At 34.8% G+C, this 11,465-nt stretch carries 12 protein-coding genes; all 12 read left to right on the top strand.

The features are described 5' to 3' along the window. The first annotated feature begins 111 nt into the window (after positions 1–111). The 12 genes from ACTQXY_RS11190 to ACTQXY_RS11135 all read left to right on the top strand — a co-directional run bounded on the left by ACTQXY_RS11190 (position 112) and on the right by ACTQXY_RS11135 (position 11,454). A complete protein-coding gene (locus ACTQXY_RS11190) occupies positions 112–597 on the top strand; it encodes an accessory gene regulator B family protein (RefSeq protein ID WP_441659513.1) in 486 nt (161 codons plus the stop codon). Positions 598–757: 160 nt separating this feature from the next. Further along, complete coding sequence (locus ACTQXY_RS11185; RefSeq protein ID WP_441659510.1) at positions 758–1,678, top strand: ATP-binding cassette domain-containing protein; 921 nt, start codon at positions 758–760, stop codon at positions 1,676–1,678. After that, the gene (locus ACTQXY_RS11180; RefSeq protein WP_441659509.1) at positions 1,671–2,366 is read left to right on the top strand and encodes a hypothetical protein; all 696 of its coding nucleotides are present in this window, start codon (positions 1,671–1,673) and stop codon (positions 2,364–2,366) included. Before ACTQXY_RS11185 ends, ACTQXY_RS11180 begins: the two co-directional genes overlap by 8 nt. A 235-nt stretch (positions 2,367–2,601) precedes the next feature. Beyond that, a complete protein-coding gene (gene papB / locus ACTQXY_RS11175) occupies positions 2,602–3,978 on the top strand; it encodes a PapB family radical SAM/SPASM ranthipeptide maturase (RefSeq protein WP_441659508.1) in 1,377 nt (458 codons plus the stop codon). Between the two features lie 360 nt (positions 3,979–4,338). Beyond that, the gene (locus tag ACTQXY_RS11170; protein WP_441659507.1) at positions 4,339–5,385 is read left to right on the top strand and encodes a DNA methyltransferase; all 1,047 of its coding nucleotides are present in this window, start codon (positions 4,339–4,341) and stop codon (positions 5,383–5,385) included. 13 nt (positions 5,386–5,398) lie between these two features. After that, positions 5,399–5,641 (top strand): hypothetical protein, encoded by a 243-nt coding sequence (locus ACTQXY_RS11165; protein WP_441659506.1) that lies wholly within the window; start codon positions 5,399–5,401, stop codon positions 5,639–5,641. 4 nt (positions 5,642–5,645) lie between these two features. Beyond that, positions 5,646–6,011: a hypothetical protein gene (locus ACTQXY_RS11160; protein WP_441659505.1), complete on the top strand. Its 366-nt coding sequence runs from the start codon at positions 5,646–5,648 to the stop codon at positions 6,009–6,011. Between the two features lie 167 nt (positions 6,012–6,178). Beyond that, entirely contained in the window at positions 6,179–7,660 is a 1,482-nt protein-coding gene (locus tag ACTQXY_RS11155) for a phosphoadenosine phosphosulfate reductase domain-containing protein (protein WP_441659504.1), read from the top strand. Positions 7,661–7,678: 18 nt separating this feature from the next. After that, positions 7,679–8,065, top strand: coding sequence for a hypothetical protein (locus ACTQXY_RS11150; RefSeq protein WP_441659503.1), 387 nt, complete (start codon positions 7,679–7,681; stop codon positions 8,063–8,065). A gap of 46 nt (positions 8,066–8,111) precedes the next feature. Further along, complete coding sequence (locus ACTQXY_RS11145; protein ID WP_441659502.1) at positions 8,112–8,777, top strand: Cas9 inhibitor AcrIIA9 family protein; 666 nt, start codon at positions 8,112–8,114, stop codon at positions 8,775–8,777. After that, entirely contained in the window at positions 8,764–9,303 is a 540-nt protein-coding gene (locus ACTQXY_RS11140; protein WP_441659501.1) for a DUF7666 domain-containing protein, read from the top strand. The genes ACTQXY_RS11145 and ACTQXY_RS11140 overlap by 14 nt, the downstream gene beginning before the upstream one ends. After that, on the top strand, positions 9,304–11,454 hold the full coding sequence (locus tag ACTQXY_RS11135) for a PcfJ domain-containing protein (RefSeq protein ID WP_441659500.1): 2,151 nt from the start codon (positions 9,304–9,306) through the stop codon (positions 11,452–11,454). It begins immediately after the preceding gene. Positions 11,455–11,465: the final 11 nt, after the last annotated feature.

Here is an 11,465-nt window from a genome sequence, read left to right as displayed (position 1 = left end):
TAGTGCTTTGCCATAATGAGATCCTCCTTCAGTGCGATACTTACATTGTACCATGATTTTTCTTATAAGGAATTCTCATTTTGACTTGTACTATTTATATTCTAGCACCAAATATTATTAGAAAAATCAATTTCACTTGGTATACTGCTAATCTTATCAGTTCTATTTAACAATATTTTGCAAACGATAATATTTATGTTTGTATTTATGAACATGAGAGGAAGAACTGGCGGGTTCCATATGAAGAGTTATGAAAGTTGTTTAGTATCAACAATAATTCTTTACATAGTAATTGCATTTATTATAATCCCAGTGTTTTCTGGAAAGTTGCCATATATCTATTTGATATTTACTATATCTATTTTTGTTATTTTAATTATCTCAACAGTAAATCATCCTAATATGAGATTGAGTAACTTGGAACATATAGAAGCCAAAAAGGTAGCAAGACTAACGGCTGGGATACATTGGATTTTTATAACAGTAATATTCTTTGGAATACCTAATAACATATATATTTTATGGGCTATGGTTGCAGACATTGTATGTGCTGTATTACTACTTTTTGCGAAGATTATAAAACAGGAGGTTATATGAATAATGGGAAGAAGAAATACTTTAGTAAATAAATGTTTGAAAGTGGCTAGTGAGGTGATAGAATATCGGACTAAAAAGGAAAATTTGCAATGGCCTCCGGTTTGCTTAGGACTAATATATCAGCCTAAACGACCTGTCAATAAGGGAAAGGAAACAGAGAATGAATATATTAGAAACTGAGGCAATTACAAAAAGTTATAAGAAGAAAAAAGTTGTAAATAATGTAAATCTACATGTCAAGCAAGGCGAAATATATGGCTTTGTAGGACCAAACGGTGCTGGAAAAAGTACTATATTAAAAATGCTATTAAATTTAGAAAGTCCTGATAGTGGAAGCGTTAAAATTTTTGGAAAAGAAGTCAATAATTGCACCTATAAACTATTGTGTGACGTGGGATCAATAATAGAGTACCCATATTTTTACACAAAATTGACAGGAAGAGAGAATTTAGAACTTCATTGTAGATATTTGAAAATTCCTATTAGAAATCAAGTGAATGACATGCTGGATTTATTGAACTTAAGTGAAGCAGCCGATAGAATAGTCGATACCTATTCCGTAGGAATGAAACAAAGATTAGCAATTGCACGAGCAATTATATCAAAACCCAGATTACTGATATTAGATGAACCATTGAATGGTTTGGATCCTGAGGGCATTGCAGAAATCAGAAAATTAATTTTAAATTTTAAGAAACAATGGAATATGAGTATACTCATTTCAAGTCATATTTTATCGGAAATGGAATTGATAGCAGATACAATAGGAGTGATCAAAGAAGGAACCTTGTTAAGTGAAACATCGATGGAAGAAATTCATAAAAAGAGAGGAAAATATAGAAAAATACATTTGAGTGACACAAACAAGGGAGCATTTATATTAAAAACACTATTAGGTATTAAAAATATAGATGTTATTAATGAGCATGAGATTCATATTTATGATTTGTCAGTAAGCGGAAGAAAGATATCAAAAGTTTTAGTCGAAAACGATATAGGTGTAGAAAGTATTGGAATATGTGAAAATTCATTAGAGGATTACTTTTTTAAAATTATAAGTAAAGGTGATAATCATGATTAATTTAATGAAATTAGAATTGCAAAAAGTTAAAGCAAGATACTATGTTGTGGGTATACTGCTTATTATCGTAGGCTTACTTTTTTTTGCAAATACATCCATGTATGCATCAGTACAAGATACACCTAAAAATTCCTATAGTAATATTTTGAGATTAGTTAATATGGCTGTAACTGAATGTTTTACGGTGTATGGAGCTGTTTTGGTTTCAAAAATTATTATAGGAGAGTATGTTAACAGAAGCGTTTTAATTATGCTTGCTTATCCAATAAAGCCTAAAATGTGGATGACAGCTAAACTTTTACTTATAAGTAGTTTTGTAATGATAGGGACCTTCTTAGGTAATGTGTGCTGTACATTGTTTATTGTATTTCGAGATTATTATTGGAATATTGTTAATGGTAGTTTTCTGTTAAAAGATTTCAAACAGATAGTAAGTTTAACAATAATCTCTATGATTTTAAATGGATTCTTAGTTCTTTTTCCGTTTTCTATTGGGATGATTAAGAAATCTATATCAGCAACTATCGTAGGTTCTATTATAATGGCGGTTTTTTTGCAAATTATATTTACTCAAACAAAAAGTTTATTGGAATTAATTTTATCAGGAAGCATTATTATTTTTATTCTTTTAGTGATATCTGGAATTATGTATGCAACAAGTATCAAAAAAATAAATGCTACTGAATGAGATACATTGGATAGTTGTTCACTATATCAGGTGATAAACTATAGATATTAGAAAAATAGAGAGAGGAGTGAGAAGAATGTTCAGACGTGTAAATAAAGACGAAGCAATTAGAAATAATTGGCCATGCCTTTTCTGTGATGAATGGTCACATGATTTTATTCACTAGTTGCAGAGCCTGTCCACTTGCTGTAGTTGCATTGGACAGGCTGATTTTTTTACAAAAGGAGATGGACTTATGAAATTTTTAAAAGAAGATGATGTGATAAAATTTTATCCGTATAAAGAATTTTTTATTGACGAAAAGATTTATTTGTATACAATCAATACAAGCGGACTTTTTGAAATAGATAATATAACTAAGGCAATCTTAGCTTGTGAAGGAATGACAATCGGTGAAGCATGCAAAAGATTACAAGGAACAATAACGAGAGAAGAAGTTGTTAATATTTTGTCAGAAATGTCACTGGCTGGCTTTATGAGGAATAGTATACGCCAAAACGACTTTCTAGATAAGGAAGTCAATAAGAAAATATCGGCGATAATTCTCATGGTTGTACAAGAATGCAATTTGCGTTGCGTGTATTGTTATGGAAATGGAGGTGAATATACAAATAAAGGAATAATGTCCGAAAAGACAGCGTTTGACTCTGTTGATTTTTTGATTAATAATTCAGATGACGAAGAACTTTTTATCACTTTTTTTGGTGGTGAACCTTTGTTGAATTTTAAATTGATAAAAGAAGTTGTAGAATATTGTAAAAAAAGAGAAATAGATACTAGAAAGAAATTTCGATATTCTATTACTACAAATGGCACATTGATAAATAAAGAGATAGAAGAATTTTTAAAAGACAACAAATTTATTATACAAATAAGCATAGATGGAGAGAAAGAAAAACATAATGCTAATAGATATGATATTAATGGTATAGGATCATATGAAACTGTAATTAAAAAAACAGAAAACTTACGAAAAGATTCCTTGGTTTCAGCTAGAGCTACTATATCCAGTAATAACATGGGGTATGTCGAAATTTTTGAACATTTAGTATCATTAGGTTTTCGTGTTGTGCCTATTGCAATTGCAAAAAATATGCTTAAAGATTCAGATTATAATGAATTATACAAAGAATATGAAAAATATATCTCCCATTTTGAAAAGCTTATCCAAATGGGAGATGTTGAAAAAGCAAAAAAAATGATTGATTTATTTTCGGCTATAGAAAAAATCGAGTATGGAAGTGAAAGATATTTAGGATGTGGCGTTGCAAGAAATATGTATGCAGTTGATATAGATGGAAGATTATATCCATGTCATAGATTTGTGGCAAATAATGAATATTCGTTAGGGGATATAAAAAATGGAGTGGGCACAAAAAGAAGTGAATTTATCAAAAATTTACATATAGGAAATCATGATCAATGCAAAGACTGTTGGGCTCAGAATTTATGCTTGGGCGGATGTCCAAATGAGAATTTATTAGAAACTGGTAGTATTAATAAAGCCTCTCAAAAAAATTGTATTTTGACAAAACTTATGTATGAGAAGTTAATAGAGGTCTATGTTAGATTAACAGAAGAACAAAAAAATAAGTTGTTTTCAAAATGTTAGAAACAAGTTGATTTCTTATTAGAATGGAATAAAACTAAGGGAGTAAGCTTTATTTAAAATAATCTATAATCTTGACTAAATTACTGGATTATGCTACCATAAATTTGTAGTTCAGTTTTATTCTTCGTAAAGAAGAAGTGCAATTTTTATCTGACCATAAGGTTAGAATAACGTTTTGAAGTATTACTACTTAATTAAAAAGCGCGTATATCAAAAGCATTCAGGAAGAAATTCTTTGAGTGCTTTTTTTATTGCCTTTTGGAAAGGAGAAGAAAGAAAAATAAAAAGCGGAGAAAGCGGTATGAAAACCAGAAAGGATTTTTGTATCGTTTTTTTATGTGCAGAAAGGAGTATGATAGTGTGCAGGAAAGTGATTTACAGCGTGCAAGCAAAATTTTACGCACAGAATTTGGTTCCGACTGGAAACGGATTGTACAGACGTTAGGGACAAGGGAACTTACGCATTGCGTAGGACAAGACCTGACTTCTTTTATGGCATTTCCGGAACGGGCAGAAGGAGGCAGTAATCGGTGGAGAGGAAATTGTTCCCCACAGGTTGTAGAAAAACTCATCCAGTTTGTAAAAAAATGCAGACGGTATGAAAAGAAGAAGGAGTTTTTGTTTCTGGATCCCATGAGCGGTTCGGGAACCAGTCAAGATGTGGCAGAGAAATTGCATATTCCCTCTGTCTTATATGATTTGAACCCGCATCCACCAAAGGGGATTGGAAACTGGAATGCATTAAAAGATGAAGTTGCACATAGTGCAGACCTGATTTTTTTCCACCCGCCTTACCACGACATTATCCGGTATTCCGGAAATATGTGGGGAAGACCGCATGAAGATGATTTGAGCAGATGTGAGAACTATGAAGATTATATTGAAAAACTGAACTATGTGATCAAAAAACTGTATTTCAGCCTAAGACAGAATGGGTATCTGGCAATCCTGGTAGGAGATATCCGGCAGAAAGGAGTCTTCCATTCTATTGCAGCGGATATGCTCCATATTGGAAATATGAAATCCTGGATTGTTAAGGGGCAGTTTCACTGCACTTCCAGTAAGACACAGTATTCTGGAAAGCCGTTTATTCCGATTGTGACAGAAACATTGGTACTTTTTCAAAAAGAAGAAATTTTTCTTGTACCATTTTCCATCAGAAAGGAAGGAATATTCCAGATACAAGAACAGGATTCCATTGCACTGACGTGGTTTCATTTATTGCGGATGACAATGGAACAGTTTGATGGACAGGCAACATTAAAGCAGTTATATCAGGAATTAAGAGAACACCCAAAGGCCAAGAGAAATAAAAACTATGAGGCGAGAATTCGGGCAACTTTATATGAACATGCCGATTGTTTTCAGCCTTTGGCAAGAGGAACTTTTCGGCTAAAGTATCGGTAGGAATGAGGTGTGTATGAAAGATGAAACAATGGCAGGATATTATCAACTGCTGATTGCAATCTTTTGTAACCTGAATGCAAGAGAAGCAAGATATCTTTATGATTATGGACCGGCGCACCCGGTCTGTAGAAGAATGATGTACAGAAAATTAAAGCATCAAAAACAAGGAGAATGTCTTTCGGAGAAAGAAATTTTAGAAAGGCTGGATCAGTTGGAGAAGAATGGATGCTTTTACAGAGAAAAGAAAGGAGCGTGAGGATATGCACCTTCATAAACTGGCAGATATTCTGTCATTTCATGAGGTGGCAATTGGAGGAACCCTTCCCCAGACAGAGTATTATCGTGAAAAGTTGAAAAGACTGCATCCTATGCAGATGCTTTCATTGAACATACTGCTGCCATTATATGAAATTTCTTTTTCTTATATGACAGTAAGGGGAAATTGTAGGCAGGCGAAAAAATATGCTTTCCTGGCAGACTATAATGATGTGGATTTTGAGGCAGAACTTTTATTAAGAAACTGGATTTCAGAACAAAACACAAGAAAACCTTATCGTAAAATTTCCAATGTACAAATTCTGGAAATTCAAAAAATTGCGTATGGGATACTGGATATCCAATCATAAAGGTGTTCCACTTTTTCTTATCCTGAGAAATTCAGGTTGCTGCTTAGAAAAATCAGTCGTTGCGGACTTGTTTTTTGAACATGAAGAGGTCAGGCAGTGTAAAAAGACACACCTGAAAGCATGGCTTTTCCGTTTAGAGCAAACTAATTGTAAAGAACGGAGAAAAAATGGAACAGTTAAGTTTTTTGGGAATAGAGAAGAAAATTGAAAAGGCTGTAACTATGTTAAAAATGTTTGAGGCAAAAGCATTGAAGATGAACCCGGAAGGATATTATTTATGTTTTAGTGGTGGGAAAGACAGCCAAGTAATCTATGCATTAGCAAAAAAAGCAAATGTAAAATTTCAAGCTTATTATAATGTTACAACGGTAGATCCGCCAGAAATAGTGTATTTTATCCGAAAAGCATATCCAGATGTTATTATCAATCGGCCAGAGACTACAATGTGGGAATTAATCAAACAAAAGCATTATCCACCTACACGTAGAATGAGATACTGTTGTTCTGAATTGAAAGAAAGAGGTGGTAAAGGTTGTTTTGTGATTACCGGTGTACGGTGGGCAGAAAGCAGGAATCGGAAGAAAAGAGGATTTGCAGAAGTACAGGGACAATCTGAAGCAAAAGTGGTTTTAAACAATGATAACGATGAGAAAAGACGTCAGATAGAAAGCTGTCAGATAAAAGGGAAACGTGTGTTAAATCCAATCTTAGATTGGACAGATGATGAAGTATGGCAGTTCATTCATACGGATATCCGGACGTATTGTAGCCTTTATGATGAAGGTTTCACAAGGATAGGGTGTATTGGATGCCCGCTTGCTTCTATCAAACAGCGGGAGAAAGAACTAGCACGCTATCCAATGTTTAAAAGGGCTTATCTAAAAGCGTTTGACCGAATGCTTTCTTACCATAAAGAAGGAAGACATGGAAGTGCTACATGGAAAGATGCGGAAGATGTTTACAGATGGTGGCTATATGGGAATCCTAAAAAAGAAATACAGGTTACCGGACAAATAGAGTTTTCTATCAAAAGGGAGTTAGTAAATACCGTGGAAGAAGTAGAGAAAAAGAAACCAGAACCTTCAAAGGAGTGGGAAAATTTTTTTCAAAAGAAACTGTATGACTGGAAAAAGGTATATCAGTTTGGAACAGAAGAAAATCAGACCACAGACGGAGAAGTACTAAATCAAATCAGAAAAGAACTGGTGCAGATCTATGAGAACTATTTTTCTGATACAAATGCTTGTGACAGGTATAAAAAGAAAATTCCGCAGGTTGTCAAAGAGGATTATATGGCAGGAGAAGCGGAGATTCTTGAAACTGCCCGAAGGCTGGTAAAGAAATATATGCAGAGCCTGCAGTTTCAGTATGTGCTTGTGAAGCGCCCTCAGATTAGGGAAATGGATCGGAAAAAATTTCAAGTGGATCTTCTAGTTGGGAGAATACAGAAATTAGAGATTTGTGTAAAAAAGAAAGATGTTCTGGGAATGCGTATCTTTTCAAAAGAAGACGAACTGGACAAAATGCTAGCGGAGGTTTATCAAAAAATAAAAAAACTTCCCAGGACGAATAACGGTGTAGAAGACACCGTAAATAAGAGAAAATCTAGTTCAAAAAACCAGATAACATTAGAAGAATTTATCAGTTAAGCGGAAGGAGGAAGCAGGGTGACAGATCAAAAAATGATTGCAAGTATGGTAGGTGATTTTTATGGTGTATATCTTGGAAAATCTATGTTGGGAATCCAGGGACTTTTAAAGAAATATCATAACCATAAATTTATTATTACCTTGATTTCTAATTTGGAAACCACAGTAGAAATTGATATGCATAAGGCGATGCATGAAATTTATGATTTCTATAAGAAACATAGAGGAAAAGGACAAAGAGTGGACAGCGAATGGGAACAGATCATTGAAGAAGCAGGTAAAATAGGAAAGAAGTATGAAGGAAATACTTGGTGTAAGCAATTCCTGATTCAAATGATCAGTATTATTGAGGAAGAGGACAAGGAAATCAGAGAAAAAAGAGAGGAATTAAAAAGAGCAGCATAACGGGAAGGGGGGCAACCCCTTCCTGATTTTATAGGAGGAAATAAGAATGCTTGAGACAATGATAGAAAATACAAAAGACTTGAATATGGTTGCAGACCGTTTAAGAGCAAGAGGTGAAATTTCACGTTTGCAGGAACTTTGCAGAGAAAGGCTGATACCAAAAAATGATATGCAGGATTTTTTGCAGGGAAAAAGACTTCGGCTGGCAGAAGTGCCGCTGGAAGAAAAGAATTTTTCTACTGCTTCTGAAAAGATTGCGGAAGAAATGTATCAGTTTGAAGGACCAGGGCTGGCAGTGGCTTTAGGGCAGTATCTCATGGAACGCTGCGAAGAGGAAGCCTTAGGGGCACAGATCCTGCTGCCTCACAAATCTTTGGAAAAAGCAATTAATTTCATTCTTCAAAAAGTATATGAAGAGTCAAAAGACTATCTGCAACAGAATCGAAATGGACAAAATGGTGCAGGAGTCGCAGTTAGTTCAGAAAAAGTGTACCATTGGTTGGAGGAATACTATGCATTAGATGATGCTGAGGAAGAAAGAAAAAAGAAAGAGGAAGAACGGGAACGAAAAAGAAAAGCACAAGAAAAATCTGCTGTAAAAGATGTAAAGACTTCTATCAAAGAAAGCAAGCCAAAAGCAGACAGTCAACTCTCTCTTTTTGATATGCTGGAAAATGGAGAAAAAACGGAGGAAGAAAATGATTGCGTATAAAGCATTCCAGAAAGATTTGAGTTGTTTGGGATATCAGTATCAGGAAGCGGAATGGAATTATACAGAAAAAGCTGCCTGCAGAAAAACGGGCTTTCATTGTGCAGAAAACCCACTAGACTGCCTAATTTACTATAGTAACCCGTCTTTGGCACAATACTGTGTGGTTGAGGTCGCAGGAGAACGTCAGGAAGAAGGAGATGACAGTAAAATCGCCTGCACACAGCTTCGGATTGTCAGAAGACTGACGTTATTGGAGCTTTTAGTAGAAGGGGTTGCCTATATGCTCCAGTATCCGCAAAGAAGGTTGAGCAAAATTGTACAGATAGAAAAAGGTAGTCCCATGGAGGGATTCACAGTAGTACGTGGGAAACATCCCATCGGAAAAGGAAGGGACGGTACAATCCTCCTTTTTATTAGGGAAGACTATACAGGAAATATCACTGATTTTTCAGTAATCATGATTGACGGAAAAGAATATATCCCAAATGTTTATTATGATTTTGATGGAAGAAAGGTAGAAGGATAGATGAGGAAAAAAGAATTATTGACAATCGGCTGCTTGCAGGCAACAAGCAAAATGCTAAAGTTTGCGAAAAAAGAAGAAAAAAGATACCGGAAACAGAGATTGCAAAAGAAAGTGCAACAGTTTGACCATGAAGTATATGTTAAAATTTGTAAAAAGGGAGAAATTTTAGCAGTTTCATTTTTTAGGGTAAAAGAAATGCTTGATAAACAGATACAGCCAAAACTCGTTGTATTCTTAAATAAAAAAGAGTGTACTTACCTTTCTTATATTCCAAGAGAAGCGAAATGGAGAACAGCCACGATTATGAATATTATTAGTTATTCTTATTGGAGCTTTTATCACTGTACCAAAAGGGATTGGGCATTATTCCGGAAATATTTTGACACAGAATGTAGCAGATGGACACCTTTGAAAGTTAGTGCTATCAGAAGTATTATACAAGAATTTCAAACGGATATTTTATGGGATAGGATAGAGGAAAGACGCAGACAAGAAACTGATGAATGGGATCAGGTAATGTCCCAGATTCCAGCACTTCCAAAGGATTGGGAAAGATGGTGCAAAAAGTCAGTCATTACACAACACTATATATTCTATAAACCAGAAAGAAAAGGAGAAGGGTACTGTAGCAACTGCAATACTAGGGTACAGGGGATTTCACCCAAACATAATCAAGATGGTGTCTGCCCAAAGTGTAGACAGCGAATCCAATATAAATCTATGAAAATGCAAAAAAGGATTAGGCACAAAGCGGAAAAAGTTTATTTACTGCAGAAATTTGGGGCTGACCAAATGGTTATCCGAAAGTTTGAGGTTTGTGTCAGATTTCATCAGAATCATGATTTCGTGCCAGAAATAAGTTGGTTTGAAACCAGAAGGGTAATCGTAGAAGAAGATTTTTCTCAGACAGCATATTATTACGGGAAATATAAAGATGACTCCTATCGATGGAGAGAATCTTTGTATGCGTATTACCACTATGATTTTGAGGGGAATAAAGGCGCGGTATATCAGAGAACCCTATTTTCCCTAAATCAAGGTATTTTGAAGAAATCAGGGTTATACGAATTTCAAAAAAACATGAGGATGGTAGAGCCCGAAACATATTTGTTATACCGTTATAACTGCCCCGCCATTGAGAAAGTTGCAAAGGCGGGATTGAAAAAAATTGTAGTTCAAAGTATTCAAAGAAGGAGTCAGCTTCCAAATCACAGGAGACTTGTAGAAATTTTGGGAATAAACAGTTGCCTACTAAAGCAGTTGGCGAAAGTGGATGGAGGAAGATCTAGCTTATCCTGGCTACAAAAAATGAAGGATACACAAAAATGGATTCCAGAAAACATACTTCAGTATTTTGAAAAACATAATATTTCCACAACAGATGTTACCTTTATTGAAAAGCAAATGTCACCACAGCAGATTTATCACTATTTAAGAAGAATGGAAAAGGAAAGTGGACTATCTACAGAAAAGGTTTTAACGATATGGAGAGATTATCTATCCATGGCAAAGAAACTAGGAAAAAATCTAGAGGATTCTATCATTTACAGACCGAGGGAGTTAGAAAGAAGGCATGATGAGGCAGTAAAATCTCTACAGGAAGTAGACACAAAGAAGAGAGCAGAGGAACTGCGAGAGAAATTTCCAAATCTGGAAAAGATTTGTAAGGAAATCACACCTATCTATCAATTCCTAAAAGATGAGAAATACGCAGTACTGGTTCCTCAGAAGATTGAAGATATCATAAGAGAAGGGGAAGCATTGCACCATTGTGTAGGAACACAGGAATGGTATTTTGATCGGATCAGCAGAAAAGCCTCTTATATTGTTTTCTTACGCAGACAAGAAAATCTTGAGAAAGAATTTTATACCATGGAAATTGAACCAAATGGAAACGTTGTACAAAAAAGTAAGGAATATAACAGAACGGAAGAGGATTATGAAGAGGCAGAAATATTTTTAAAGAAATGGAAAAAGAACGTATTGAAAAAAATACAAAAACAGGAAAAAGTTCCTGAAAAACCACAGGTTACACTGTGGACTACAGAACTTTCTGCTACTTATAAGGATCATGTGGTAATAAAAGGTGGAAAGCATCAGGGGCAGTATCTGACAGATGTGTTGGAAGCAGAACAGAGAGCAGCCGCTTAGAAGAAAAGGAG

The sequence above is a fragment of the Faecalimonas sp. LCP19S3_D12 genome, from assembly GCF_052121495.1.
Classification (GTDB): domain Bacteria; phylum Bacillota; class Clostridia; order Lachnospirales; family Lachnospiraceae; genus Faecalimonas.
This window is presented reverse-complemented; position numbering and strand designations above follow the sequence as displayed.

Coding starts and splice junctions, on each gene's coding strand:
- ACTQXY_RS11145 (WP_441659502.1), top strand. CDS start 8,112: ATGCTTGAGACAATGATAGAAAATACAAAAGACTTGAATATGGTTGCA.
- ACTQXY_RS11180 (WP_441659509.1), top strand. CDS start 1,671: ATGATTAATTTAATGAAATTAGAATTGCAAAAAGTTAAAGCAAGATAC.
- ACTQXY_RS11155 (WP_441659504.1), top strand. CDS start 6,179: ATGGAACAGTTAAGTTTTTTGGGAATAGAGAAGAAAATTGAAAAGGCT.
- papB (WP_441659508.1), top strand. CDS start 2,602: ATGAAATTTTTAAAAGAAGATGATGTGATAAAATTTTATCCGTATAAA.
- ACTQXY_RS11165 (WP_441659506.1), top strand. CDS start 5,399: ATGAAAGATGAAACAATGGCAGGATATTATCAACTGCTGATTGCAATC.
- ACTQXY_RS11135 (WP_441659500.1), top strand. CDS start 9,304: ATGAGGAAAAAAGAATTATTGACAATCGGCTGCTTGCAGGCAACAAGC.
- ACTQXY_RS11185 (WP_441659510.1), top strand. CDS start 758: ATGAATATATTAGAAACTGAGGCAATTACAAAAAGTTATAAGAAGAAA.
- ACTQXY_RS11160 (WP_441659505.1), top strand. CDS start 5,646: ATGCACCTTCATAAACTGGCAGATATTCTGTCATTTCATGAGGTGGCA.
- ACTQXY_RS11140 (WP_441659501.1), top strand. CDS start 8,764: ATGATTGCGTATAAAGCATTCCAGAAAGATTTGAGTTGTTTGGGATAT.